Source organism: Streptomyces sp. NPDC087270 (genome assembly GCF_044744625.1).
Taxonomy (GTDB): domain Bacteria; phylum Actinomycetota; class Actinomycetes; order Streptomycetales; family Streptomycetaceae; genus Actinacidiphila.
Map to the genome: position 1 here is coordinate 53,406 of NZ_JBIUYR010000022.1, position 24,589 is coordinate 77,994.

25 protein-coding genes and 1 pseudogene are annotated in these 24,589 nt (G+C 74.7%); 16 read left to right on the forward strand and 10 right to left on the reverse strand.

Annotated elements, in window-relative coordinates; translation table 11 throughout:
- Positions 1–18 precede the first annotated feature (18 nt).
- On the forward strand, positions 19–999 hold the full coding sequence (locus ACIPAE_RS33570) for a folate-binding protein (RefSeq protein ID WP_329366231.1): 981 nt from the start codon (positions 19–21) through the stop codon (positions 997–999).
- Positions 1,000–1,077: 78 nt separating this feature from the next.
- Here ACIPAE_RS33570 and dtd read toward each other — a convergent pair whose 3' ends face one another.
- The gene (gene dtd, locus ACIPAE_RS33575; RefSeq protein ID WP_328467526.1) at positions 1,078–1,503 is read right to left on the reverse strand and encodes a D-aminoacyl-tRNA deacylase; all 426 of its coding nucleotides are present in this window, start codon (positions 1,501–1,503) and stop codon (positions 1,078–1,080) included.
- 326 nt (positions 1,504–1,829) lie between these two features.
- Between dtd and ACIPAE_RS33580 the strand changes: the two genes are divergently transcribed.
- Together ACIPAE_RS33580 and ACIPAE_RS33585 are read left to right on the forward strand one after the other, a co-directional pair.
- Positions 1,830–2,486 (forward strand): ABC transporter permease, encoded by a 657-nt coding sequence (locus ACIPAE_RS33580; protein WP_402450478.1) that lies wholly within the window; start codon positions 1,830–1,832, stop codon positions 2,484–2,486.
- 171 nt (positions 2,487–2,657) lie between these two features.
- A complete protein-coding gene (locus tag ACIPAE_RS33585; RefSeq protein ID WP_402450479.1) occupies positions 2,658–3,926 on the forward strand; it encodes a GNAT family N-acetyltransferase in 1,269 nt (422 codons plus the stop codon).
- Positions 3,927–4,032: 106 nt separating this feature from the next.
- On the opposite strand, the gene ACIPAE_RS33590 is transcribed toward ACIPAE_RS33585, so the two are convergent.
- A complete protein-coding gene (locus ACIPAE_RS33590; protein WP_329366224.1) occupies positions 4,033–4,443 on the reverse strand; it encodes a GNAT family N-acetyltransferase in 411 nt (136 codons plus the stop codon).
- Positions 4,444–4,527: 84 nt separating this feature from the next.
- Between ACIPAE_RS33590 and ACIPAE_RS33595 the strand changes: the two genes are divergently transcribed.
- The gene (locus ACIPAE_RS33595; protein WP_402450480.1) at positions 4,528–5,454 is read left to right on the forward strand and encodes a dihydrodipicolinate synthase family protein; all 927 of its coding nucleotides are present in this window, start codon (positions 4,528–4,530) and stop codon (positions 5,452–5,454) included.
- 85 nt (positions 5,455–5,539) lie between these two features.
- Entirely contained in the window at positions 5,540–6,589 is a 1,050-nt protein-coding gene (locus ACIPAE_RS33600) for an aspartate-semialdehyde dehydrogenase (protein WP_402450481.1), read from the forward strand.
- A gap of 99 nt (positions 6,590–6,688) precedes the next feature.
- Here the strand turns inward: ACIPAE_RS33600 and ACIPAE_RS33605 are convergent, their stop codons facing one another.
- From ACIPAE_RS33605 to ACIPAE_RS33620, 4 genes are all read right to left on the reverse strand, one after another.
- Positions 6,689–7,975 carry a M14 family zinc carboxypeptidase gene (locus ACIPAE_RS33605; RefSeq protein ID WP_402450482.1) on the reverse strand — a complete coding sequence of 429 codons (1,287 nt, stop codon included), beginning with the start codon at positions 7,973–7,975 and terminating at the stop codon, positions 6,689–6,691.
- Between the two features lie 193 nt (positions 7,976–8,168).
- The gene (locus ACIPAE_RS33610; protein ID WP_329366217.1) at positions 8,169–9,401 is read right to left on the reverse strand and encodes a M14 family zinc carboxypeptidase; all 1,233 of its coding nucleotides are present in this window, start codon (positions 9,399–9,401) and stop codon (positions 8,169–8,171) included.
- 187 nt (positions 9,402–9,588) lie between these two features.
- Positions 9,589–10,332 (reverse strand): flavin reductase family protein, encoded by a 744-nt coding sequence (locus tag ACIPAE_RS33615; RefSeq protein WP_329366215.1) that lies wholly within the window; start codon positions 10,330–10,332, stop codon positions 9,589–9,591.
- A 144-nt stretch (positions 10,333–10,476) separates the two neighbouring features.
- Entirely contained in the window at positions 10,477–11,070 is a 594-nt protein-coding gene (locus ACIPAE_RS33620) for a GrpB family protein (protein ID WP_402450484.1), read from the reverse strand.
- Positions 11,071–11,144: 74 nt separating this feature from the next.
- Here ACIPAE_RS33620 and ACIPAE_RS33625 point away from each other — a divergent pair, with 74 nt between their 5' ends.
- A complete protein-coding gene (locus ACIPAE_RS33625) occupies positions 11,145–11,909 on the forward strand; it encodes a hypothetical protein (protein WP_402450485.1) in 765 nt (254 codons plus the stop codon).
- A gap of 76 nt (positions 11,910–11,985) precedes the next feature.
- On the opposite strand, the gene ACIPAE_RS33630 is transcribed toward ACIPAE_RS33625, so the two are convergent.
- Positions 11,986–13,212 carry a hypothetical protein gene (locus tag ACIPAE_RS33630; protein ID WP_402450487.1) on the reverse strand — a complete coding sequence of 409 codons (1,227 nt, stop codon included), beginning with the start codon at positions 13,210–13,212 and terminating at the stop codon, positions 11,986–11,988.
- 243 nt (positions 13,213–13,455) lie between these two features.
- Between ACIPAE_RS33630 and ACIPAE_RS33635 the strand changes: the two genes are divergently transcribed.
- The 5 genes and pseudogenes from ACIPAE_RS33635 to ACIPAE_RS33655 all read left to right on the forward strand — a co-directional run bounded on the left by ACIPAE_RS33635 (position 13,456) and on the right by ACIPAE_RS33655 (position 16,974).
- Positions 13,456–14,382 carry a LysR family transcriptional regulator gene (locus ACIPAE_RS33635; RefSeq protein WP_402450490.1) on the forward strand — a complete coding sequence of 309 codons (927 nt, stop codon included), beginning with the start codon at positions 13,456–13,458 and terminating at the stop codon, positions 14,380–14,382.
- A 9-nt stretch (positions 14,383–14,391) separates the two neighbouring features.
- On the forward strand, positions 14,392–14,826 hold the full coding sequence (locus tag ACIPAE_RS33640; RefSeq protein ID WP_402450493.1) for a helix-turn-helix transcriptional regulator: 435 nt from the start codon (positions 14,392–14,394) through the stop codon (positions 14,824–14,826).
- 10 nt (positions 14,827–14,836) lie between these two features.
- Positions 14,837–15,253: a VOC family protein gene (locus tag ACIPAE_RS33645; RefSeq protein ID WP_328467554.1), complete on the forward strand. Its 417-nt coding sequence runs from the start codon at positions 14,837–14,839 to the stop codon at positions 15,251–15,253.
- A gap of 51 nt (positions 15,254–15,304) precedes the next feature.
- Positions 15,305–15,466 (forward strand): annotated as a pseudogene (locus tag ACIPAE_RS33650) (RNA polymerase subunit sigma-24); the annotation flags it as partial.
- A 152-nt stretch (positions 15,467–15,618) separates the two neighbouring features.
- On the forward strand, positions 15,619–16,974 hold the full coding sequence (locus ACIPAE_RS33655; protein WP_402450496.1) for an MFS transporter: 1,356 nt from the start codon (positions 15,619–15,621) through the stop codon (positions 16,972–16,974).
- A 57-nt stretch (positions 16,975–17,031) separates the two neighbouring features.
- Here ACIPAE_RS33655 and ACIPAE_RS33660 read toward each other — a convergent pair whose 3' ends face one another.
- Positions 17,032–17,901, reverse strand: a complete 870-nt coding sequence (locus ACIPAE_RS33660) for an alpha/beta fold hydrolase (protein ID WP_402450499.1) — start codon at positions 17,899–17,901, stop codon at positions 17,032–17,034.
- Positions 17,902–18,013: 112 nt separating this feature from the next.
- Between ACIPAE_RS33660 and ACIPAE_RS33665 the strand changes: the two genes are divergently transcribed.
- The 3 genes from ACIPAE_RS33665 to ACIPAE_RS33675 all read left to right on the forward strand — a co-directional run bounded on the left by ACIPAE_RS33665 (position 18,014) and on the right by ACIPAE_RS33675 (position 19,690).
- Positions 18,014–18,481: a helix-turn-helix domain-containing protein gene (locus tag ACIPAE_RS33665; protein ID WP_329366200.1), complete on the forward strand. Its 468-nt coding sequence runs from the start codon at positions 18,014–18,016 to the stop codon at positions 18,479–18,481.
- Positions 18,482–18,544: 63 nt separating this feature from the next.
- Positions 18,545–19,150: a hypothetical protein gene (locus tag ACIPAE_RS33670; RefSeq protein WP_402450502.1), complete on the forward strand. Its 606-nt coding sequence runs from the start codon at positions 18,545–18,547 to the stop codon at positions 19,148–19,150.
- 156 nt (positions 19,151–19,306) lie between these two features.
- A complete protein-coding gene (locus ACIPAE_RS33675; protein ID WP_328467566.1) occupies positions 19,307–19,690 on the forward strand; it encodes a DUF2516 family protein in 384 nt (127 codons plus the stop codon).
- 16 nt (positions 19,691–19,706) lie between these two features.
- Here ACIPAE_RS33675 and ACIPAE_RS33680 read toward each other — a convergent pair whose 3' ends face one another.
- Together ACIPAE_RS33680 and ACIPAE_RS33685 are read right to left on the reverse strand one after the other, a co-directional pair.
- On the reverse strand, positions 19,707–21,119 hold the full coding sequence (locus ACIPAE_RS33680) for a PP2C family protein-serine/threonine phosphatase (protein WP_402450504.1): 1,413 nt from the start codon (positions 21,117–21,119) through the stop codon (positions 19,707–19,709).
- Between the two features lie 249 nt (positions 21,120–21,368).
- Positions 21,369–22,166, reverse strand: coding sequence for a class I SAM-dependent methyltransferase (locus ACIPAE_RS33685; RefSeq protein ID WP_402450507.1), 798 nt, complete (start codon positions 22,164–22,166; stop codon positions 21,369–21,371).
- Between the two features lie 326 nt (positions 22,167–22,492).
- Here ACIPAE_RS33685 and mshA point away from each other — a divergent pair, with 326 nt between their 5' ends.
- Positions 22,493–23,833, forward strand: coding sequence for a D-inositol-3-phosphate glycosyltransferase (mshA, locus tag ACIPAE_RS33690; RefSeq protein WP_402450589.1), 1,341 nt, complete (start codon positions 22,493–22,495; stop codon positions 23,831–23,833).
- 184 nt (positions 23,834–24,017) lie between these two features.
- Positions 24,018–24,491 (forward strand): YbjN domain-containing protein, encoded by a 474-nt coding sequence (locus tag ACIPAE_RS33695; protein WP_328474350.1) that lies wholly within the window; start codon positions 24,018–24,020, stop codon positions 24,489–24,491.
- Positions 24,492–24,589 lie beyond the last annotated feature (98 nt).

A 24,589-nucleotide genomic window follows, 5' to 3' on the forward strand; every position in this document is an offset into this window, starting at 1 on the left:
CGCCGTACGCTTGACCGCATGAACAAGAGCCCTTTGCTGTCGCTGCCCGGCGCCGTCCCCGCAGAAGGCCCTGACGAAGGCGTCGCCGCCCACTACGGCGACCTCTTCCGCGAGCAGCGCGCGCTCGCGGACGGCACCGGTTTCGTGGACCTGTCGCACCGCGGAGTCGTCACCGTCAGCGGGGCGGACCGGCTCTCCTGGCTGCACCTGCTGCTCACCCAGCACGTCGAGCAGCTCCCGCCGCACCAGGCCACCGAGGCGCTGATCCTGTCCGCGCACGGCCACATCGAGCACGCCCTGTACCTGGTCGACGACGGCACCACCACCTGGATGCACGTCGAACCCGGCAGCCAGGAGGCGCTGATCGCCTACCTGGAGAGCATGAAGTTCTTCTACCGGGTCGACGTCGCCGACGCCGCCGACCAGTACGCGGTGGTGTACCTGCCGGCCGGTTCGATCGCCCAGGTGCCCACCGAGTGGGCGGTGCGCGAGACGCCGTACGGCCGCGACGTGTTCGTGCCGCGCGACAAGCTGGAGGGCTTCACGGCCACGGCGGGTCCCCCGGCCGGCGTGCTCGCCCACGAGGCGCTGCGGATCGAGGCGCACCGGCCGCGGGTGGGCCTGGAGACCGATCACCGTACGATCCCGCACGAGCTGGGGTGGCTGGAGAGCGCGGTGCACCTGCAGAAGGGGTGCTACCGGGGCCAGGAGACCGTCGCCCGCGTGCACAACCTGGGGCGGCCGCCGCGCCGCCTCGTCTTCCTCCACCTCGACGGCAGCGAGGTGCGGCTGCCGGCCCACGGCGCTCCCGTGCGCGTGGCCGTCGAAGGCGCCGACCCCGCCGAGGGCCGCGCGATCGGCTTCGTCACCTCTTCCGCCCGGCACTGGGAGCTGGGCCCCATCGCCCTCGCCCTGGTCAAGCGGAACACCCCGGAGCACGCGACGCTGATCGCCGACGAGAACACCGCGGCGGCCCAGGAGACGGTGGTCGCGCCGTAGCCGCGCCGGCAGTGCGGTCCACGGCCCGCCCGCGCACCGCGAGGTCCGGGGGCGGGCCGTGGATCTCCGGGCGGACGGTCAGAGGTCGAGGACGACCGTGAAGGGCCCGTCGTTGGTGAGGGAGAGCTTCATGTCGGCGCCGAAGACCCCGGTGGCGACGGTCGCGCCGAGCCCGCGCAGTTGCGCGACCACCTCGTCGACGAGGGGCTCGGCGACGGCGCCGGGCGCGGCCGCGTTCCAGGTGGGCCGGCGCCCCTTCCGGGCGTCACCGTAAAGCGTGAACTGGCTCACCACGAGCAGCGGCCCGTCGACGTCGGAGCAGGACCGCTCCTCGGGCAGAATCCGCAGGCTCCACAGCTTGCGGGCGAGTGCCGCCGCCTTCTCCTTCGTGTCGTCGTGCGTCACACCGACCAGGACGCACAGTCCCGGTCCCTGGATGGCGCCGACGGTCTCCCCGTCGACGACGACCTTCGCTTCGCTCACCCGTTGGGCCACCGCTCGCATGCCCCCATTGTCGCGGGTCGCGGCGGCCGTACCCCACACGGGTGAGAGCCACCCGACGAGGCGGCGGCGTACGCCCGGTCGGCGGGGTCGCACAACTGTTGTGACGGCCGTTCGGGTGCAGAGTCGCTGCGGGGTGCCAGCGGCAGATGGCAGCATCAAAGCCGGGAGGGGCGTGTGGCACGCCCGGAGGGGACGAAAGGTATGACCAGATCCGGCGCCGGAGAGACATCCGGCACCGCGCGACGGGCGCTGTCCGTGGCACCCGGCTCCGCAGTATCGAGGGCCGCCGCGTCCGCGGCGCATCGCACAGCAGGAAGGGCCAACCCATGCTGAAGGCCGACGCTACCGGCCCACTGCGACCGCCCGCACCGCGCGGTCCGCTCGCCGATCCGCCCGCGCCCGACCTGGGCGGGATGGACCTGGCGGCGCTGCGCACCCTGCGCCGTGAGGCGCAGCGGGAGGAGGCGGACCTGTCGTACCTGCGGCGGATGCTGCACGGGCGGATCGACATCCTGCGTGCCGAACTGGCCCGGCGCGGCGGCCCGGAGGCGCCTGCCGCGGACGCGGAGGAGGGCGCCGCGGGCGGTGGCGGCTCCGCCGGGGGCAGGTCGGCCGAGGGCAGAGCGGCCGCCGGCGGGGTGGCCGGCGCGGGCGGGCCCGTGGTGGACCGGCTCTCGGAGATCCTGGCCGACGGGCCGTCGCGGGTGCGCTCCTCCGCACGGCACGTCACGCTCGGCACGCCGTTGACCGAGCGGGTGCGGCTGCTCGCCGAGGAGATGCTCTCCGAGGTGGAGCTGTCCGACCTCGACGCCCGTACCGACCCCGAACTGCACGCGGCGATGGCCCGGTTGGCCGGTCACGAGCAGCAGGTCTCGCGCCGCCGCCACACGCTTCAGCAGACCGTGGACGGCTGCTCGGCGGAGATCACCCGGCGCTATCGGGCGGGCGAGGCGCATGTGGAGGACCTGCTGGCGGAGGGCTGACGTACCGGCGCCCGGGCGGTCCGCGCCGGTACGGTCCGGGGCCTGCCGGTCCGGGGCCTGCCGGTCCGCACGGGTCGGTCCGGGGCCTGCCGGTCCGCGCCGGTGCAGGCCGGCCCGTCCGGGCGGATATTCGTGTGCGGGGCGCGGAGCGGCGCGCATATGGTGCCGGGCATGACTGCTGAGATCCGCACCCTCGAAGAGTCCGATGTCGCCGACTGGGTGCGGGCGCAGTACGCGGGCTTCCACCTCGGGCCGTCGGTCGACGCGGAGGTGGTGGCGACCCGCCGCTCGCTGATCGACCTGAGCCGGTCCCGGGGGGCGTTCGACCGGGGCCGCTGCGTGGCGACCTTCCGCAGCATGCCCCGGGAGCTGACGGTGCCGGGCGGCGCGGCGGTGCCCGCGTCGGCGGTCACCAACGTCTCGGTGACCGCCACCCACCGCCGGCGCGGGCTGGCCGGGCGGATGATGGCCGCGGACATCGCCGACGCCAAGGAGCGCGGGGACGCGGTGTCGATCCTGATCGCCGCCGAGTACCCGATCTACGGCCGGTTCGGCTTCGGCCCGGCGACCTGGGTGACGAACTGGGAGGTCGATGTGGCGCGGGCCGCGCTCGATCACCGCTACGCCGGGCCGGACGACGGCGGCCGGGTGGACATGGCCACCCTGGCGGAGTTGGGCGAAGCCGGTCCCGCGCTGCACGACCGGGTCAGGGCGGCCACCCCGGGCGCGATCGACCGGCCGCCGCTGTGGTGGCGGCGGACCACCGGCGAGGTGCGGCTGCCGGAGTGGAAGGAGCGGTACTGCGCGCTCTACCGCGGCCCGGACGGCGAGGTCGACGGGTTCGTCCTCTGGGACGTGCAGGACCATCACTGGCCGGGGAAGCTGCCGCGGGCGGAGCTCACGGTCGGGGACCTGATCGCGGCCACCCCGGCCGCCGAGCAGGCGCTGTGGCGGTTCCTGTTCTCGATGGACTGGATCACCCGGATCACGTCCGGGTACCGCGCGCCCGACGACATCATGCCGCTGCTGCTGGGCGACCCGCGCGCGGCCCGCCCCGAGGCGTACGCCGACTTCATGTGGCTGCGGGTGCTGGACACCCCGGCCGCGCTCACCGCCCGCCGCTACGAGGGCGCCGCCACCGGCCTGGTCCTCCAGGTCCACGACGAGGTGCGCGACGGCGACCGGACCGTGGCGGGCCCCGCCGCCGGCCGCTTCCTGCTGGAGACCGACGACAAGGGGGCCGCCTCCTGCACCCCCTCGACGGCGCCGGCCGACCTGTCGCTGTCGGCCGCCGACCTCGGCTGCCTGTACCTCGGCGACGAGTCCGCGGTCCGGCTGGCCGTGCTCGGCCGGATCACCGAGCACCGCGCGCAGGCGGCCCGAGTCGCGGACACCCTCTTCCGCACCGCGCGCCGCCCCTGGTGCCCGGACGTCTTCTGACCGCCTGGCGCGGAACCTTCCGACCCGCCGGCGGCGCCGCGCCGGCGGCCTGGGCGTCGCGGCGCGGCTGCCGGCGGGCTGGTGCCGGCGGGCTACTGGCGGTGGGCTACTGGCGGCCGAGGGACATCCACTTCGACGGGTCGGCGAGCGGTTCGAAGCCGAGCTTCGCGTAGACGCCGTGCGCGTCGGCGGTCGCCAGCATGACGCGGCGTATGTCGTACGGCGCGAGGTGGTCGCGGACGGCGGCGACCAGGGCGGTGCCGAGGCCGTTGCCGCGGGCGGCTGGGTCGACGAACACGTCGCAGAGCCAGGCGAACGTGGCGAGGTCGGTGACGACGCGGGCGTATCCGTGCTGCTCGCCGGTGGTCTCGTGGTACGCCCCGAAGTTGAGGGAGCCGGCCATCGCGGCCTGCTGCTTGTCGAGGGAACGTCCCTTCGCCCAATACGAGTCGACGGACAGCCACTGGTGGATGCGGGGGACGTCGAGGCGGGCCGGATCGGCGGAGATCTCATACATGGCCGGAAGCGTAGAGCTGCTTAAGAGTTCCGTGCACGACATTTAACTGGACCTTGCGACGACCGGCGGCGCAGACTCGCAGACATGATCCACGTACCGCTGATCACGCCGTTCGGGCCGGACGGCCGGGTCGACCTCGCCGCGCTGGAGCGCCTCGGCCACGATCTGCTGGAGGCGGGGGCCGGCGGGCTGGTCGCCCTCGGCACCACCGCGGAGGCCGCCGCGCTCGAACCGGACGAGCGGGCCGCGGTCACCGCCGCCGTCGGCCGGATCTGCCGCGCGCACGGCGCCCGCTTCACTGTGGGGGTGGGCGGTGCCGGCTCCACCCGGCGTGCCGCCCGCGAGGTGGCCGCCCTCGCCGGGCTGCCCGAGGCGCCCGACGCCGCGCTCGTCACCGTCCCCTCCTTCACCCGGCCGGGCGAGGCCGGGGTGCTCGCCCACTTCCGCGAGGTCGCCGCCGCGAGCCCGGTGCCGGTGCTGATCTACCACGTCCCCTACCGCACCGGGCAGCCGCTCTCCGCCGCCACCCTCGTCGCCCTCGCGGCGATCCCCGGGGTGGCGGGCGTGAAGTACGCGGCGGGCGAGGTCACCGCGGAGACCGTCGCGCTTCTCCGGTCGGCGCCCGAGGGCTTCGAGGTGCTGGCCGGCGACGACGTCTTCGCCCCCGCGCTGCTGGCGCTCGGGGCCCATGGCGCCATCCTGGCCTCGGCGCACCTGGCGACCCGGGAGTGGGCGGCGCTCGCGGCGGCGGGCCCCGGCGCCGGTGACGTGTCCGGCGGGCGCGGGCTGTCGGCGCTGGCCGCCGCCGTCTTCAGCGAGCCGAACCCGGCCGTGGTGAAGGCCGTCCTGCACGCGCAGGGCCGCATCCCGACCCCGGACGTACGGCTGCCGCTGCTCCCGGCGAGCCCGTCGGCGGTGGCCGCGGTGCTCACGGCCCTCGCGGCGGTGGAGGGCGCCCCGCGGGAAGCCGGAGTCGCGGCCGCCGCCGGCCCCGGCCGTCTCGCCCCGTGAAATCGCGCGGCGCCCCACGCCCGGGCCGGGGGATACTCGAAACGGACGGGCACCCCCAGACAGGCATGATCGGAGAGATACCGCAATGAGGATCGGAATCGTCGGAGCGACCGGACAGGTCGGCGGGGTCGTCCGCAAGGTGCTGGCCGAGCGGAAGTTCCCCGTCACGCAGCTCCGCCTCTTCGCCTCGGCCCGTTCGGCGGGCCGCACCCTTCCGTGGGAGGGCGGCCCGGACGGCGCCACCGTCACCGTCGAGGACGCGGCGAGTGCCGACTACTCCGGTCTGGACATCGTCATCTTCTCCGCGGGCGGCGGCACCTCCCGCGCGCTGGCGGAGAAGGTCGCCGCACAGGGCGCCGTCGTGATCGACAACTCCTCCGCGTGGCGACGCGACCCGGACGTCCCGCTGGTGGTCTCCGAGGTCAATCCGCACGCGATCGCGACCCGCCCGAAGGGCATCATCGCCAACCCGAACTGCACCACGATGGCCTTCATGCCGGTGATGCGCCCGCTGCACGAGGAGGCCGGGCTGGTCGCGCTGGTCGTCGCCACCTACCAGGCCGTCTCCGGCTCGGGCCTGGCCGGCGTGGCCGAACTGCACGGCCAGGCGGTGAAGGTCACCGAGCAGGCCGACGGCCTCACCTTCGACGGGTCGGCCGTCGAGTTCCCCGCCCCGGCGGTCTACCAGCGGCCCATCGCCTACAACGTGGTGCCGCTCGCCGGGAACCTGGTGGACGACGGCAGCTTCGAGACCGACGAGGAGCAGAAGCTGCGCCACGAGTCCCGCAAGATCCTGGAGATCCCCGAGCTGAAGGTGTCCGGCACCTGCGTACGGGTCCCGGTCTTCTCCGGCCACTCGCTGCAGATCAACGCCCGCTTCGCCCGCCCGATCAGCGTCGCGCGGGCGTACGAACTGCTCGCCGCCGCGCCCGGGGTGGAGATCTCGGAGATCCCCACCCCGTTGCAGGCCGCGGGCGCCGACCCCTCCTACGTGGGCCGCATCCGGCAGGACGAGACGGTCGAGAACGGCCTCGCGCTGTTCGTCTCCAACGACAACCTGCGCAAGGGCGCCGCGCTCAACGCGGTGCAGCTCGCGGAGCTGGTGGCGGCGGAGCTCGGAGCGGTCACGGTCTGAGGGGTCACCGTCTGAGCGGTCACGGTCTGCCAGGTCACCGCCTGAGCGGTCATGGTCTGCCAGGTCACCGCCTGGCGTCGGGACGGTGCCCGGTCGACGTCACCCGTGGGCCACGGCCAGCCGGAAGGCCGCCAGCACCGCCTCGGACTGGACCCGCACCTGCTCGTCGACCGGCACCCAGACCGGGTCGTGGCCGAGGGTCAACTCGTCTGCCCATCGGGCGAGTTGGCGCTCGCATGCGACCTTGACCTCGGCGGTGGCCGGGCCCGGGCGGCCGTCGAGGAGCCGTAGCAGCGTGCCGGCGGCCCGCAGGGGAATCCTGCGGGCCGCGATGTCGAGAGCCGCGAGGTGCGCGGCGGTCAGCGGGACCGCGTCCGGGGGCATGCGCTCCCACTCCGCGGCGACCTGCGGGCAGGCCGCGGCCAGTTCCGTCGCGACCCGCAGCAGGTGGGCGCGGTCCGGGGCCGTGGCCGGCAGCACCGCCCGCACCTCCGCGATCAGCACCTCGACCCGGCGCGCGTGAGCCCGCAACTGCCGTCCCAGCCGGGCCAGTTCGCCGGCCGCCTCCGGATGCGGAGCGGGGTCGGTGACCGTACGGGCCGACCACATCGGCACCTCGAACAGTGCGGTCATCCCGCCGTGGCGGTGCGGCCGGGTCCAGGTCGAACGGTCGACGTCCGCCGGCAGCCGGTCCGACCTGGCCCGCGCGCCCGGCTCGGGCAGCACGTAGACACCGGGCCCCGACACCGTCCACCGCAGCGCGTCATAGGTGCCGGTCTGCACCGGCACGTCGTGCTCGGCCGCCAACTTGCCCAGCGGCTCGGCGAGTCCGGGTATGTCGCGGGTCAACTGCACCCAGCAGCCGCCGAGGTCGTTGCCGTGCAGCGAGCACTGGAGGACCGGCCGCAGCTCGTCGATCAGGTCCAGCAGCACCTGGGACTCCGGGAGTTGGTCGTCCGGCGGCCGGATCGACGGGGCCCACTCCGGTTGCTCGTCAGGCGGCGGGCGGTACGCGTGCCGGAAGTGCGCGGCGGGGGTGCGGCGTATCGGCGGCCCGGCTTCGTGGCGCACCGCGCCGTCGGGGTCCAGGCACAGCAGCAGGTGCCAGGTCGCGTCGGCGCCGGCGTGCAGCAGCGGGTCGTGCGCGACGCGTTCGGCCAGCCGCAGCGCGGTCGCCGCCCCCACCCGCTCATCGGAGTGCGGCCCCGCCACCACCAGGACGTTCCGCCGTCCGTGCCCCACGGTCAGTACGTGCAGCGGGCGCCCGGCCCGCGATCGGCCGACCGCCCGCAACTCGCACAGGCCGGGATGGAAACCGGCGAACGCCGCCGCCGTCGCCACCACCCCCGCGACACTCGGATAGGCGTCGGCCATCGCCGAAGTCACGCTCCGCCGGTCGTCGTTGCCACGGGATCTCCTCGCTGTCCAAATCAACGGCCCCACGATGAAGTTGACGGGGTAATCGCCGATTTGCCCGATGCCCCGCCAAGGTTCCGACCCCTTCGTCCCCCTGTCAAGACCGCCTCGCGCCCGGAAGCGGACCGGCACTCCCACGGCGTCTCGTGCCGCCTCACCCGCCTCACCCGAGCCCCGCGGCGGCGGCCAGCACCGTCCGCGCCTGCAATTCCATCTGCTCGGAGATCGGCACCCACACCGCGTCCATCGCCGCGATCAGGTCCCCCGCACCCGCGTCGAGGCGCCGCTCCAGCCGGGCCCGCAGCCGGGCGGGCGGGCTGTCCGGGTCCTCGTCCAGCCGCGCCTCGTCGAGCAGCCGCAGCAGCGTCCCCGCCGCCCGCAGCGGCGCCCGCCGCGCGGCGATGTCGAACGCGGCGACGTGCGCCATGGTCAGCGGCACCGGCGACTCCCGCCCGATCGCGTCGAAGTCCTCCGCGAGCGCCGCCCACCCGTTGACCGCCTGCCGTGCGGCCCGCAGCACCGGCCCGTCCGCGGCGTCCCCGAGCAGTTCCAGCGCCTGCTCGAACGCCTCCTCCCCGGTGGTCCCCTCGTTCCGCAGCCGCGCCGCCAGCACGGCCAGCGCGTACGCCGGGTCCGGGTGCGGCTCGGCGTAGGCCACCCGCCGGGTCGCCCACATCGGCACCTCGACCCGCAGTTCCGGTCCGTACTGCCGCCCCGGCCCCGCCGGCCGGACGAAGACACCGGGCCCGGCGCCGTGCGAGGACAGCGCTTCGTACGTGCCGGTCTGCACGGGGATGTCGAGTTCGGCGGCGATCTTCCCGAACGGCTCGGCCAGCCCCGCCACTTCGGCGGAGAGCCGGACCCAGGCGCCCCCCACGTCGGTGCCGTGCAGCGAGCAGCGCAGCACCGGCCGCAGCTCGTCGACGAGGGCGGACAGCGCCAGCGTCTCGGGGAGGCGGCCGGCGGCTGCGGGCAACGAGGCGGCGGCGTAAGGGCGTTCGGAGGAGGCGGGGCGGTAGGCGTGCCGGAAGTGCACCGCGGGCGGGCGGGGACCGGCCGGGCCCGTCTCGTTGAGGAGCGCGCCGTCGGGGTCGAGGCAGAGCAGGAAGTCCCAGGTCAGGCCGGCTTCCTTGAGCCGTCGCCGGTCGTGGACGGCCTGCTCGGCCAGCCACAGCACGGTGCCGCCGCCCGCCTGCTCGTCGCAGTTCGCGCCGGCCACCACGAGGATGTGCCGGCCGCTGTCCCGCGGGTGCCCGACGGACAGCAGCCACAGGGGCCGCCCGGACCGGGACTCGCCGGCCAACCGCATCCGGCACAGGTCCGGGTGGCGCAGCGTGAGCATCCGGGCCGCCGCGGCGACACCCGCCACCGTCGGAAACGCGTCTGGCCCGCGCATGACCGCTCCTTCGCTGCCGTCGCCCGCCGTCCGGCCGTACAGCCGTGCCTGCACGTGCGGGGGCGGTGCCTTGCCTGCTGTGCGTTGCGTGCTGTGCCTGCTGTGCGTGCTGTGCAACGGAGTTGGCGGCGCGGCTCGATCGGCGGTGGCGCGCCCCGCCCCAGCGTCGGCGGGCGGCCCGCGGGTGTCAAGAGTGCCCAGCAGCCACTCCGGCGGCGTGCGAACGGGCGATGTCGGGCCCGCGGTACATGTCCTCGGGGATGCTCGCCAGCGCGGACTCCCGCAACCGGCCGCCGAGTCCGTACAGTTCCTGGAAACTCATCAGCAGCGGCCGCCAGCGGTCGGGGTCGATCCGGTCGCGCGTGCCGGGCATCCGGATCGCGTCGTGCACGAGCACTCGCTGCACCCGCACCTCGAACACCACGATGCCGCCGCGCTGTTGGGGGTCGTCGTCGGCGAGCGGATGGGTGGCCTCGACCACCGCCTCCATGGCCACCGGGCACTGCGCGGCGCGCGGCGGCCGTACGGTTTCCGAGTCGACCGGGGTGAGCCCGGCGCGGGCGAACTTCTCCTTGTGGAAGCGGTATCCGCGCTTCTGCTTGCCCTCGGGCACGGGGTCGCGGCCGGTGGTCAGGGCGAGCGCGTCCACGGCCGCGGCGAGCGAGTCGTCCGGCAGGTTCAGCACGCATTCGCCGGTCCTGAGCAGGTTCAGCGTGGTCTGCGACCTCGCGCCGAGCCCGAGCATCGCCCGCCAGCCGAGCCAGAACGCGGACGACATCGGCGCGAGGTTCGCGCTGCCGTCCTCGTTCTCGGTGGAGAGCAGCACCACGGGGGTGCCGAAGTAGAGGATGCCGGGCTCGATCCGGGTGTGCTGGGCGGCGGGGCCGCCGGTCCGGCCGTCGGCGTGGTTCTGGGCGTTTCGCGTGGTCATACGGCCAGTCTTGTCACGGGCGCGGGGCGGTGCTGGCGGGAATCGGACGTCGCGCGGGCCGTACGGGCCGTACGCGGTTGCACGCGTCGCACGAGGTTGTGCCGTCCGGACCGGCCCGCGCGGGGGAGCACCGGCCGGCACGGATCAGGGTGCGGCGTTCCCCGGTGCCCCGCCGACCGTCCAGCCCGTGTCAGCCGCCCACCGTTCGGCACCGGCCATCAGCACCTCCGTGGCCGTCGCCTTGATCTGGCCGTAGTCGAAGATGTCGGGCACGCTCGCGGCCAGCCGCCGCTTGAACGCGCCCCAGCCCGCGCGGGCGGCCTCGTCCGCGCGCAGGTAGTCGCGGAAGAGCAGCGCGAAGCGGGAGTTGGGGCCGTCGGCCCGCCGCAGGTGCACGTTGCAGGAGCGCGCCCCGGGCGGCGGCGCGAAGACGAGCTTGCGGCACTCCCGCCCGCCCGACACCTCCGTCCGGTTCCACGGCTCGGGCCGGCACCGGAAGCCGATCGCGGCGAGCAGCGGCTCCAGCCGTGCCTCGTCCACGTCGCCCACCCGCACCTGCACGTCCACGCAGTCCTTCGCCGCCAGGCCCGGCACGGACGTCGAGCCCACATGGTCGATCGCGACCGCCTCCGCGCCCAGCGCCCCACCCAGCACCCGCGCCAGCTCCACGAAGTCCGCCCGCCACGTGCTCTGGTACGGCACGACCCGCACCGGCTTCAACTCGTCCTCGAAGGGCATGGTTCGGCACGTTATCAAGCCCGGGCGCCGGGGCCGTCGTAGGATCTTCACCCGCTGCCGGAGGGAGCCGCGCGATGTTCACGGTCGAGGAGCGGGACCGCCTGCGAGAGCGGCTGGTCGCGCGCGCGGAGGCCGATGCCGCCGTGGTGGGGGCCGCGTTCACGGGCTCGTACGCGGTCGGCGCCGGCGACCGCTGGTCGGACACCGACCTGGTGCTGTCCGTACGCGGGGAGGTCGCGGACACGGTGGCGCGCTGGACGCGGTGGCTCACCGCCGAACTCGGCGCCCTGCACCACTGGGACCTGCCGGTCGGCACCGGCACCGTCCGGGCGTTCCTGCTGCCCGGCTGGCTGGAGGCCGACGTCACCTTCGCACCCGAGGCCGAGTTCGGCCCGCGCGGACCCAACTGGCGCCTGCTGTTCGGTACTTCGCAGCCGCTGCGGCCCTACCGGGACCCGGACCCCGACCTGCTGACGGGCCTGCTGTGGCATCACGCCCTGCACGTCCGGATCTGCCTGGCGCGTGGCCGCCTGTGGCAGGCCGAGCACTGGATCGGCGCGATGCGCGAGCACCTCCTCACCCTCGCCTGCCTGCGCCTCGGGCTGCCCACGGCCCACGCCAAGGGCGCCCACCTCCTGCCCGACGAGGTCACCGACCCGCTCGCCGCGACCCTCGTCCGCGCCCTCGACGCCGCCGAGATCCACCGCGCGCTGCGCGCGGCTGTCAGCGCGGCGAGCGGCGAACTCGCCCGCGCCGCACCGCGGACCGCGGCTGCTGCCTCGGCCGCCCGACTGGCGCCGCTGCTCGCCGAGTTGGCGGCTCCCGACCTCCCCCTCTGACCCGTCTGACCCTTCTGACCGCGGCCACCGGCGGGCCGAGCACGCCGCGGACCGGCTCAGACCGGCTCAGACCGGCTCAGACCGTCGCCTCGTCGAGGAGGAAGGTCCCGCCGGCCGCCTCGGCCAGTTCGGGGCCGAAGAGCGCGCCGGGCGTGTACGCGCCGGGCTTCCCTTCGCCCCGCGCGAGGCGGCTCGCGACCTCCGAGGCCACCCCGGCCGTGAACGACATGCCGTCGCCCGCCCGCAGCCACCCTTCGCGGTGGCCGCCGTCGGCGTCCTGGACCAGGGCGCGCGCCCAGGAGAACTCCCGGTTCCGTTCGCCGGGGCCGACCTGGACCCGGGCGAAGCGGCGCTTCACCGCGTTGCCGAGCGGGCGGCGCGCCAGCAGGACGGCCGCCGCCGGCAGCACCGCGCGGATCGCCCGCCCGGCCGGCATCGCGCCCGACGCGGCGACCACGAAGGGCGCCCCGCTGGCCCGGTGGGCCGCCTCCAGCTCGCCGGACGGGCCGCCGGCGCTGTGGGCCGCCGAACCGTCGGGCAGGGCGAACCGCTCGAAGTCGCCGCCGAGCCGGGCGGACACCAGTCGCCCCCGCTCGTAACGGCGCCCGCCGACCGAGATCGCGTCGACGATGCTCGCCGCCAGCGCGGCCCCGATCGCGCCGGGCTCGTTCTCGACCGCCGCCAGCGCGTCGACCCGCACCCGCGCCGGCGCCGGCCGGCCCGCGCACAGCTTCAGCACGACGCTCTCGGTGGCGAGCACGCCGAACCCGGCGCCGGTCACCAGGCAGCGGCCGTCGGCGGCGGCTTCGTCGTGCAACCCGAGCAACCCGGTGACCGCGAGGAGTTCGTTGGCGAGATCGAGGTAGTGGGTGCCGGGCGGGCACGCGCGGGCGATCGGCAGCGCCGTCTCCGTGAACGGGCCGATTGTGTTGACGACCACGGCGGGCGCGGCCGCCGCGAGCTGCGCGGTGATCGCGGCGACGGTGGCGGCGGAACCGTTGGTACGTCCCCGGCGGGCATCGCCTGTGCCATTGGTACGGGCTGAACCACGGTTGCCGGCTGTGCCATTGGCATCAGCCGATCCATGGGTATCGGCTGTGCCATGGGGCCCGGCTGCCCCTTCGGTTCCGGCGGCCGGGCCGATCACCACGGTCCGCGAGGTGCCGCCGATCGTCCCGGCCAGCTCGCGCAGCCGCACGGCATCGCGTCCCACCAGGACCAGCGGGGCGTCACCCGCCGCCAGCAGCGCGGCGATCGCGCGTCCGGTCCGGCCGGTCGCTCCCAGAATCCAGATCTCGTTCATGGTCGGCTCGTTCCGCTCGTTCCGCTTGTCCGCTCGTGCCGGTCGCGTTGCCACGGGCCGGGCCGTCCGCGACGTGCCCGGGACGGCCGTACGGTGGCGCCCGGCCCGTGCTGCCACCTTGCGGGCGAGCGGCGCCACGGGTCCAATGAATGTTCCGGAATGCGCATCCCGATATTCGCAACATCGCAGGTCAGGCCGTAGGCAAGCGGTGAAGCGGCCAGGTGTGGCCGCTACGCTGAAGTCATGACAGACCCGCCCGTGCCCCGCGAGGACCTCGACCTGCGGCTCGTGCGCTCCTTCGCCGCCGTCGCCGAGCACCGGCACTTCGGGCGGGCCGCCGCGGCCCTCCACCTCACCCAGTCCTCGCTGAGCCGCCAGATCAGCCGCCTGGAGGAGCAGGTCGGCGCCCGCCTGCTGGACCGCACCCCGCAGGGCAGCCGGCTCACCGGGGCCGGCGAGGTCTTCCTCCCGCTCGCGCGGGCGCTGCTGCGCTCCGCCGCCCAGGCTTCAGCGCGGGCCCGCGCCGCCGCCGAGCCCAGCCGTATCACCATCGGCTACATCACGAACATCATCATCACCCCGGCCGTGCGCGAGCTGCGTCGCAAGCACCCGGACGCCGACGTGCGCACCCACCACCTGCTCTGGCACGAAGCGGGTGAGGCCCTGCGCGACCACCGGGTGGACGCGGTGGTCACCCGGCTGCCGTTCGCCACCGGCCGGCTGCACGTGACGGTCCTCTACGACGAGCCGCGCGTCCTGCTGGTGCCCTACGACCACCGCCTCGCCGGGCGGGAGTCGGTCACCCTCGACGACGTCGCCGACGAACCCATGCCCCGCGTCGCCGACCCCGCCTGGAACGCCTTCTGGCGGATCGACCCCCGCCCCGACGGCAGCTCCGCGCCCGGCGGTCCCGTGGTGGACTCCGTCGAGGACAAGATCGAGCTGATCGCCGCCGGGCAGGCCGTAGCGATCGTGCCGCTCGGCTCCGGCACGATCGGCCCCCGCCCCGACCTGGCCTTGATCCCGCTCGAAGGCGTCGAACCGAGCCACGTGGTGCTGGCCACCCGCGCCGGCGACCGCAGCCGGCTGGTGACCGCCTTCCGCAAGCACGCCGAGGCCCTCCTCACCGGCCCGGGCGGCGCACCCGGTGGGTCCGCGGGCCGGCCGTAGACTGGCCGGGTGACGATCGAGGACCTCGTCCGGCTCCGCAAGGCCAGAGACGCGATGGACCGCGACTACGCACAGCCCCTCGACGTGCCGGCGCTGGCGCGGGTCGCGCTGATGTCTCCCGGGCACTTCTCCCGCAGCTTCCGCGCCGCCTTCGGCGAGACCCCGTACAGCTACCTGATGACCCGCAGGATCGAACGGGCCAAGGCGCTGCTGCGGCGGGGCGACCTGAGCGTGACGGACGTCTGCTTCGCGGTCGGCTGTACGTCGCTGGGGTCGTTCAGCTCGCGCTTCACCGAACTGGTCGGCGAGAGCCCGAGCGCGTACCGGGCCCGCAGCCATGACCCGGGCGCGGCCATCCCGGCGTGCGTTGCCAAGATCCTCACCCGGCCGGTGCGCAACGGTCCGGGCGGGCGCGGAGGCGCGGATTCCGCCGCCCGCCCGTAGCGTGATTTCCATGGACATCAGGCTTTCGCAGTGCTTCATCGCCGTCGACGACCACGACAAGGCGCTTGCGTTCTACCGCGATGTGCTCGGTCTCGAGGTGCGCAACGACGTCGGGTTCGAGGGGATGCGCTGGGTGACGGTCGGCTCGCCGTCGCAGCCGGACGTGGAGATCGTGCTCGAACCGCCGCTCGCGAACCCGAACGCCTCGCCCGCCGACAAGGACGCGATGGCCGAACTGCTCGCCAAGGGGATGCTGCGCGGCGTGATCTTCGCCACCGACGACGTGGACGCGACCTTCGAGCGCATCCGCGCGGCGGGCGCCGAGGTGCTCCAGGAGCCGGTCGACCAGCCGTACGGCGTCCGCGACTGCGCCTTCCGCGACCCGGCCGGCAACCTCCTGCGCTTCAACCAGCCGCGCAAGCGCTGACGGAGAGCGAGGGCCGACGGCCCCCACCACCCCGGTGAGGTGTGTGTGGCGACGGTGCGGCTCATCGGCGCGGCCGCGGTCCGGATCGAGCTCGACGGCGAGCCGGCCGCGGTGAGCCTCGTGGTGGCGGACGGGCGGATCACCCGGATCTACGTGGTGCGGAACCCGCGGAAGCTGACGCGGATCGCGGAACCGGCCGAACTCGGCAGGTAGCGGGCGTGGTTGGGGCGCGGTTCGGGCGGTGCGCGCCGTCCGGACCGCGTTGCGGGTGCGTGCCCGTACCCGCGCGGGCGAACTCCCCGCGGTGCGTGGTGCGAAGCGCGGACTGGCCCTCGACCGACTTGAGGGCCCTACGGTCGGCGGCCATGGCCTCACTCGACACCACCGACCCGGTCGTCCCCCCTCCCGCGCGGACGGCGCTTCCCCGGTCGTACCTGCTCTGGCTCGCGGGGACCCGGGCCTCGCTGGCAGGTGACGCGGCTCTCGCCTTCGCCCTGGGGTGGGCGGCCAGTGCGCACGGCGGCCGGACGGCCGCGCTGGTGCTGACGGCGATCACGCTGCCCCGGACCGTGTTCCTGCTGGTGGGCGGGGCGGTCGGGGACCGCTTCGGGGCGCGCCGGGTGATGATCGCCGGGGACGTGGTGATGCTCGCGGCCGTACTCGCTCTCGCCGTGGCGGGCCGGGCGTGGGGCGCGCCGCCGGCGATGCTGCTCGGGTTCGCCGCGGTCGTCGGGACGGTGGACGCGTTCTATCTGCCCGCGACGGGGTCCATGCCGCGCCGCCTGGTGGGCAAGGAGCAACTGCCCCGGGCGCTGGCCGTGCGGCAGGCCGGCGGCCAGGTCGCCGCCCTGCTCGGGGCTCCGCTGGGGGCGGTGCTGGTCGCGGTGGCGGGCCTGAGCGGCACCGCGCTGGTCGACGCGGCCACGTTCGCGGCGGTCCTCGCCGTCATGGCGTGGGTGCGGCCGGCCGCCGAGGCGCGACGGTCGCCGCGTCGGGAGGACCCGGGCGGGGAAGTCCCGGGCGGGGACGTTCCGGGTCGGGAAGCCCTGGGCCGGGAAGACCAGCGTCGGGACGTTCCGGGTCGGGAAGTCCCTTGTACGGAAAGCCTGTTCGCGGGGATCGCCGGCGGGGTGCGGCTGGCCGCGGCCGATCCCGTGCTGCGTCCCGCGCTGCTCCTCACGGCCGTTGCCGCCGCCGGAGTGCTCCCCGTGGTCGGCCTGCTCGCGCCGCTGCTGGCGCGGTCCGACGGCTGGGGGCCGGGTACGGCGGGCCTGGTCGCCGCCGGTCAGGGCGCCGGCGTACTCCTGGCCGCGCTGGTGGCCGCCCGTCGCGGACCGCTGCGGCGGATCGGCGCGGGCGCGGGCCTGGGGCTGGTGTCCGCGGCGGTGGGAGCCGCCGCGCTCGCGGCCGTTCCGGCGTCCGCCCCGGCCGCCGCCGTCGCCGCGGCAGTCCTCGTCGGCACCGGCTCGGGCGTGTTCGCCTGCCACCTGGGCCCCCTGGTCCTCGCGGGCGCCCCCGACACGCACCTGTCCCGCGTCCAGTCGCTCCTCGCACTCGTCCAGAGCCTCGCCCTGGTGGTCGGCAACAACGCCCTCGGCTGGCTCGCACACGCCTCCGGCCCCAGACCCGCGATCGCCCTCTGCGCCACCCTCGCCTGCCTGGCCGGCCTCGCCGCCCTCACCACCCCACCCCCGCGATCCCTGCGCCACGAAGGTCCGTAGCACCGGCGCGTCCACTGGCGCGTCCACGGGCGGAGCCATGTCGGTCCGCCAGCGAACTCACCTTCCGTGGAAGGGGAGTTCGCGAGCCAGGAAGTCGCCGACCGCGGCGCGGAACGCGTGGGGCCGCTCCACCCAGGGGAGGTGGCCGGCGCCGTCGAGCAGCGTCCGGGAGACCCGGGGGAGGGCCCGTTCCAACGAGTCGAGCGCCCAGTCCGGCCGGATGTCCTCGGCGCCGTGCACGATCAGCACGGGCACCTCCAACTCCTGGCAGGCCGCGAGCAGTTCGGGTGTGCCCGAGGTGCGGTTCACGTCGGCGTTGACGGTCGTGTTGCAGGCGAAGTTGACGCCGAACCAGGGTGTGGCCGATTCCTCGGCCTGTTCCCGCGCCTTCTCCCGGTCGGCGTAGTCGGCCGACCACTGCAGCACGCACCACTCCCGGATCTCCGCCTCGGTGCGCTGCTCGCGGTCGCCGAGCGCCTCCCAACGGTCCACGTCCGCACCGAGGTTGGCGCGCAGGTTCCGGTGGTAGGCCGACCGCCAGGTGTCGCGCGCGTCGATCCCGCTGCCGGAGACGTAGACCAGCGCGCTGACCCGCTCGGGGTGGTCCAGCGCGTATTGAAGGGCCAGTTGGGCCCCGTACGAATGCCCCAGGAGCGCCATCCGCTCCAGCCCGAAATGGCGCCGTACGGCATCCAGGTCGGCCACCGACCGGGCGACCGAGTACGGCCCGCGCCGCTGCGACCGCCCGCATCCGCGCTGGTCCCAGCGGTACACGGTGGCCCGGTCCGCCAGCAGCCCGGCCAGGTCCCCCAGGAAGTCCCACAACCCGGGCCCACCGTGGCAGCACACCACCGGGGCCCCCTCGCCGCCCCGGGTCGCCCACAACCGCGTCCCGTCCTCCGCCGTGACCACCTCATCCGCACCCATCCGCCCTACGGTGCCACCCCCACCGACCCCTGTCACCACCCCCCGCGGCTGGAGGGAAACAGTTGCAAGCGGGTTGCTTGCAAAAGTTAGCAGGGTGGGGCACGCTGGGGACATGGGTGCGTTGAAGGTGGGCGAGCTGGGGGAGTTCCTGCGGGAGCAGCGGCGCAGCGCGCAGTTGAGCCTGCGGCAGCTCGCTGATGCCGCGGGGGTGTCGAACCCCTATCTGAGTCAGATCGAGCGCGGGCTGCGGAAGCCGAGCGCGGAGATCCTGCAGCAGCTGGCGAAGGCGCTGCGGATATCGGCGGAGACCCTCTACGTGCAGGCGGGAATGCTCGACGCGCGGGAGCGGGACGAGCTGGAGGTGCCGGCGGCGATCCTGGCCGACCCGTCGATCAACGAACGGCAGAAGCAGGTGCTGATCCAGATCTACGAGTCCTTCCGCAAGGAGAACGCCGCGGCCCCTGAGGGGGCGGACGGCACGGGCGCCGCATGGGAAGCGGGTCGGGACGGGGCAGCCGCTTCGGTGGTGGCGGGCCGGGCAGCACCCGGCAGGACCGGCGGGCAACCGCCGAACGAGTGACAAAGCAAGCGATGAGCAAGCGACGTGCAAGCGACGAAGCAAGGAAGAAGAGGGACGAGAGCAATGACGATCACCGATGACATCGTGAAGGGCCTGCGCAACCCGACCCCGCTCTACGCGGTCGCGGGCACCGCGGACCTGGCCGCGGAGAAGCTGCGGGAGGTCCCGGGCCTGCTGGAGAAGCTGCGCGAGCAGGCGCCCGAGCGGTTCGAGAAGCTGCGGGCGACGGACCCGAAGGACGTGCAGCAGCGCGTCACCGAGGGAGCCAAGGACGCCCAGAGCAAGCTCAACGAGACCTTCTCCGACCTGGACCTGAAGGAACTGCGGCCGGACCTCCGCAAGATCGGCGAGTCCGTGCAGGGCTTCGCGCTCCAGGGCGTCGGCCGCGCCGCGGAGTACGCGGTGCGCACCCGCGAGACGTACGACGAGCTGGCCGTGCGCGGCAAGGACGCCGTGGCGAAGTGGCGTGGCGAGCCGGCCGACGAGGTCGTGGACTTTCCCGCCGTGGGGCACACGTCGAAGTCCGGCTCGGCATCCGGATCGGCCTCGGCGTCCGCCGCCAAGCCGAAGCCGCAGTCGGGCAAGGCCGCGACGGAGTCCCCCAAGCCCGCCGCCCCGAAGAAGCCGGCCGCCCAGCGCCGTACCACCCCGCGCAAGCCGGCGGAGTGACCCGCCCGCCTCGGCGCGGCCGACCGGGACCGACCGGGGCAGCACGAGGTGAAGACCGACCGATGGACCGGGCACCGGATGCGCGCCCGGTCCGTTAGGTGGGTAGGACCGGTACGGTGGCCATGACCAGACAGTGACTGAGAGGCGGTGGACGACTTGCTGATCACAGCGTTCTTTTCGGTGGTCGGCCTGATCTCGTTGGCGCTTTTCCTCTTCGCGCTCTTCGCGTTCGTCGACGCGGCGATCCGTCGTGAGGACGCCTATCGGGCAGCGGACAAGAACACCAAGGCGTTCTGGCTGATCATCCTCGGCATCGCGGCCGCGGTGATGAAGCTGTTCAGCATCATGTCGTTCCTGCCGGTCATCGGCCTGATCGCCGTGATCGTGTACATGGTCGACGTCCGCCCGGCGGTCCGCGCCGTCAGCGGCCGTGGGCGTAGCGCCGGTGGCGGCGGTGGTCGCTTCGGTCGCCGTGGCGGCAGCCGCAGCGGGGGCAGCAGCAGCGACGGCCCGTACGGCCCGTACAACGGCCGCCGCTGAGAGTCCGTACCGGGTCCTACGCCTGCCGCTCCAGCAGCACCACGGCCACGTCGTCCGTCAGCTCACCACCGTTGAGTTCGCGCACCTTCGCCATGGTCGCGTCCAGCAGTTCCTCACCGCCGAGGCCCGCGGCCATCAGCTGCCCGGCGAGCCCGATCATGCCCTCCTGGCCCAGCCGCTGCGTGCCCTTGCCGATCCGGCCCTCGATCAGGCCGTCGGTGTAGAGCATCAGCGACCACTCGCCGTCCAGCCGGACCCCGATCCGGTCCCAGGAGGCGTCCGGCAGCAGCCCGAGCGCCGGCCCGCCCGCCTCGAACGGCAGCAACGCCGGCGGCCGGTCGGGGGCGGCGAGCATCGGGGCCGGGTGCCCGGCCAGGTGCAGCTCGGCCGAGCGGCCGTCCGGCGCGATGTCGACCGCGCACAACGTGGCGAAGATCTCCTCGTCGGCCCGCTCGTGCACCAGCACGTCCTGCATGGTGCGCAGCAGTTCCTCGCCGCCCAGCCCGGCGAAGGTCAGCGCCCGCCAGGCGATCCGCAGTTCCACGCCGAGCGCGGCAGCGTCCGGGCCGTGCCCGCACACGTCGCCGATCATCGCGTGCACGGTCCCGTCGGGGGTGCGCACCGTGTCGTAGAAGTCGCCGCCGAGCAGGGCCCGGCTGCGGCCCGGCCGGTAGCGCGAGGCGAACCGCAGCCCGGTCGCGCCCTCCAGCAGCGGGGTGGGCAGCAGCCCGCGCTCCAACCGCCGGTTCTCCTGGGCGAGCAGCCGGGTCTGGGTGAGCTGGCGCTGCGCGAGGTCGGCGCGTTTGCGCTCCACCGCGTAGCGCACGGCGCGGGTGACGGTCCCACCGTCCACGCTGTCCCGTACGAGGTGGTCCTGCGCGCCGACCCGGACCGCCTCGGCGGCGGTCTCCCCGTCGTCCGTGCCGTCGGTGAGGACGAGGACCGCGGTGCCCGGCGCCAGCCGCAGCACCTGCTGGAGGCCGCCGAGCACGTCCGGCAGATCGAGCAGGATGCAGTGCACGTCGTCGGTGAGCAGCCGCCCCGCCGCGGTCAGGTTGCGCGCCCGCAGCACGCGGATACGGGGGCCGCCCGACTCGTGGAAGTAGGGCGCGGTGAACGCGCCGGCCGGGTCGTCGCCGATCACCAGCAGGGTCAGTACGAGCGGGTCCGGGACGGTGTCCTGGCGCTGCCGGGGCAGCGCCAGCGTCTGACCGGTGGCGGTGGAGCCGGCGGCGCCGGTGGCGATGGAGCCGGTGGCGGTCGCGCCTGCGGGCGCCGGATCGGACGAGGAGGCCGGTGCCGGTTCCGGCGCCGGGGGCTCCTGGGGAGCGTCGTGCCGCGTCGAGGCGTCCGCGGGCACGCCTGCACGGCCCTGGGCACCGCGGTGGGTGTCCGAGGGCCGTTCGGTGCCGCGCCTGGCAGCGGACATCACTCGGCTCCTTCCCTCCCCCTGAGGTCTCGGTCTGGCGACCCTAGTGGTTCAAGCGGACGGGACGGGAGTGCCGAAAGTGAATCCCCCGTGCCATATGCCGGTACGGGCGGGCGGTTTGGGAGCCAATGGGGGTATCCGCCCATGACCAAGGTCACGCGTGACGGGTGCAACCGTGTGGCGTACGCGACCCTCTTCCGGGTCCGGGGTCCTTCTCGGGGTGCCCCGGACCCCGCGAGGCGCGGCCTCTCACGGCGCGACGGACTCCCACGCCAGCGTGATCTCGCCCTGGCGCCAGCGGGTGGGGCCGTCGAGCACCGGCCAGCCCTGGTCGCGCAGGTCGCGTACCGCCCTGATCCAGCGCTGCCGCGCGCCGAGCGAGGAGAGGGGCGCCGCGGACGCCCAGGCGCGGTCGAACGCCGTGAGGAAGGTGTGGACGGGTTCGCCCGGCACGTTGTGGTGGATGAGCGCCTTGGGGAGGCGCTCCGCGAGGTCGGACGGGCGGTGGAGCGAGCCGAGCCGGGTCGCGAAGGTGATGCTGCGCGGACCCTCCGGGCCGAGCGCGACCCAGACGTGCCGGCGCCCGATCTCGTCGCAGGTGCCCTCGACCAGCAGGCCGCCGGGTGCCAGCCGGGCCCGTAGCGCGGCCCAGACGCCGGCTACCTCGGCCTCGTCGTACTGGCGCAGCACGTTCGCCGCGCGGATCAGCAGGGGGCGGCGGCCGCCGGGCAGCGGGAGTTCGAAGCCGCCGTGCAGGAAGGTCAGGCCGTCGCGGGTATAGGGGAGTGCCGCGGCGACCCGGGCGGGCTCGATCTCGACGCCGGCCACCTCGGCCTGCGGCCGTACCCGGCGCAGCCGCGTCAGCAGCTCGACGGCCGTCCAGGGCGCGGCGCCGTATCCGAGGTCGACGGCGAGCGGGTCGGCGGCGCCGCGCAGCTCCCGGGCGAGGGTGGCGGCGATCCAGCGGTCCATCCGGCGCAGGCGGTTGGGGTTGGTGGTGCCCCTGGTCACCGTGCCCACCGCGCCCACCGCGCGCCCGCTGCTCATGGGCACGAGGGTAGACGAGCGTGAACGGGCGGACCGGACGAGCGTGAACGGGCGGACCGGGGGCATGCGCCCCGCGAAGGGTCCGGCCGCGCGATACACCGGGCGCCGGCCGCCGGGCACGGGGCTTCGCACGAGGGAGCGCACGGTCACGCCGTCGTCGTACCGGCACGGGTACGGTCATGGCCGGTCACGCGGGTCATGCCGATCGTGGCCCCGGGCGCCGTGGTAACGACCTGACATCGGTGCGGAAGATCGGAAATGGAATCGCACATTCCGGTGTTGTGCGAGGTTGACGACGGGGGTACGGCTGCCGGAAGGATCGCATGGTGACCACGTACACGTCCCGGCTCGGCGCGCGCCGCGGAACCCCGCACAAGAGGTGGACGGTCGGGCGCCGGGTACGGCGGGTGGCGATGCTGAGCGTGCACACCTCTCCTCTGCACCAGCCGGGCACCGGCGACGCCGGCGGCATGAACGTGTACATCGTGGAGCTGGCCAGACGGCTGGCCGAGCGGGACATCGAGGTGGAGATCTTCACCCGGGCCACCACCGGCGGCGCGCCCCCCGCGGTCGAGCTGGCCCCCGGCGTGCTGGTGCGGCACGTGGACGCCGGCCCGTACGAAGGGCTCGCCAAGGAGGACCTGCCGGCCCAGCTCTGCGCGTTCACGCACGGCGTGATGCAGGCGTGGGCCGGTCACCGCCCGGGGCACTACGACCTGGTGCACTCCCACTACTGGCTCTCCGGCCATGTCGGCTGGCTGGCCGCCGAGCGCTGGGGCGTACCCCTGGTGCACGCCATGCACACCATGGCCAAGGTGAAGAACGCCGCGCTCGCCGCCGACGACTGCCCCGAGCCGACCGCCCGGGTGATCGGCGAGACGCAGGTGGTGGCGGCCGCTGACCGGCTGATCGCGAACACCGACGAGGAGGCCGCCGAGCTGGCGCGGCACTACGGCGCGGCGCCCGGCAAGGTCGCCGTCGTCCACCCCGGTGTGAACCTCGACCGCTTCCGGCCCGACGCCGGCGGGCGGTCCGCCGCCCGGGCTCGGCTCGGGCTGCCGCAGGACGCGGTGATCCCGCTCTTCGCCGGGCGGATACAGCCGCTGAAGGCGCCCGACGTGCTGGTCCGCGCCGTGGCGGTGCTGCTGGAGCGCGACCCGGCGCTGCGCGAGCGGCTGGTCGTGCCGATCGTCGGCGGCCCCAGCGGCAGCGGGCTGGCCAAGCCCGAGGCGCTGCACAAGCTGGCCGCGCGGCTCGGCGTGTGCGACGTCATCCGGTTCCAGCCGCCGGTGGACCAGGCGCGGCTCGCGGACTGGTACCGCGCGGCGACGGTCCTGGTCATGCCGTCCTACAGCGAGTCCTTCGGGCTGGTCGCGATCGAGGCGCAGGCGTGCGGCACCCCGGTGGTCGCCGCCGCGGTCGGCGGGCTGCCGGTCGCGGTCGCCGACGGCCGCACCGGCTTCCTCGTCCCCGGGCACGACCCGCGCGACTACGCCGAGGCGCTGCGGCGCTTCGTCGACCACCCGCACCTCGCGGACGACCTCGGCGCGGCCGCGGCCCGGCACGCCCGCGGCTTCGGCTGGGGCGCCGCGGCGGCGGACACGGCCGAGGTGTACGCGGCGGCGCAGCAGGAGCACCGGCGTCACCTACGATCGGCCCATGGCTGACGCTTCCCCGGAGCACCCCGAGTCCACGGAGCCCCCGAAGTCCACGGAGCCCTCCGCGCCGGGCGGGCCGTCCGCGCCGTCCGCGTCCTCCGCGTCCTCCGCGCCGGAGGGGTCTGCCGAGCCGCCGGAGCCCGCGGACGCCGGCCGTGCGCCGTCGCCGGCCGCCGCCCGCGCCCGGGCGGCGGTGGAGCAGGCGCTGCGCGAGGCCGAACTCCCGTGGGAGTCACCCCGCGTGGGCACGTACGTCACCCAACTCCCGGGCACCCGCAAGCTGTCCACCACCACCCAGCTCATCGTCGGCGAGCACACCCTCTCCCTCAACGCCTTCGTGATCCGCCACCCCGACGAGAACCACGACGCCTTCCACCGCTGGCTGCTCGAACGCAACCTCCGTACGTACGGCGTCGGTTACGCCATCGACCGGCTCGGCGACGTCTACCTCGCCGGCCGGCTCCCGCTGGCCGCCGTCACCCCGGCGGAGGTCGACCGGCTCCTGGGCGCGGTCCTGGAGAACGCGGACGGCTCCTTCAACGTGCTGCTCGAACTCGGCTTCGCGTCCGCGATCCGCAAGGAGTACGCCTGGCGGGTGGCCCGCGGCGAGTCCACCCGAAACCTGGACGCGTTCACCCACCTGACCAGGCCGTCCTCCGAGGAGTAGCGGGCCGCCGCCCACCCCGGCGCCCGCCCTCTCCGCAGACGCCTACGTCTGCTGGAGGAATCCGCGGCAGGCGGGTCTTCCCCGTTCCCGTCGGAAGC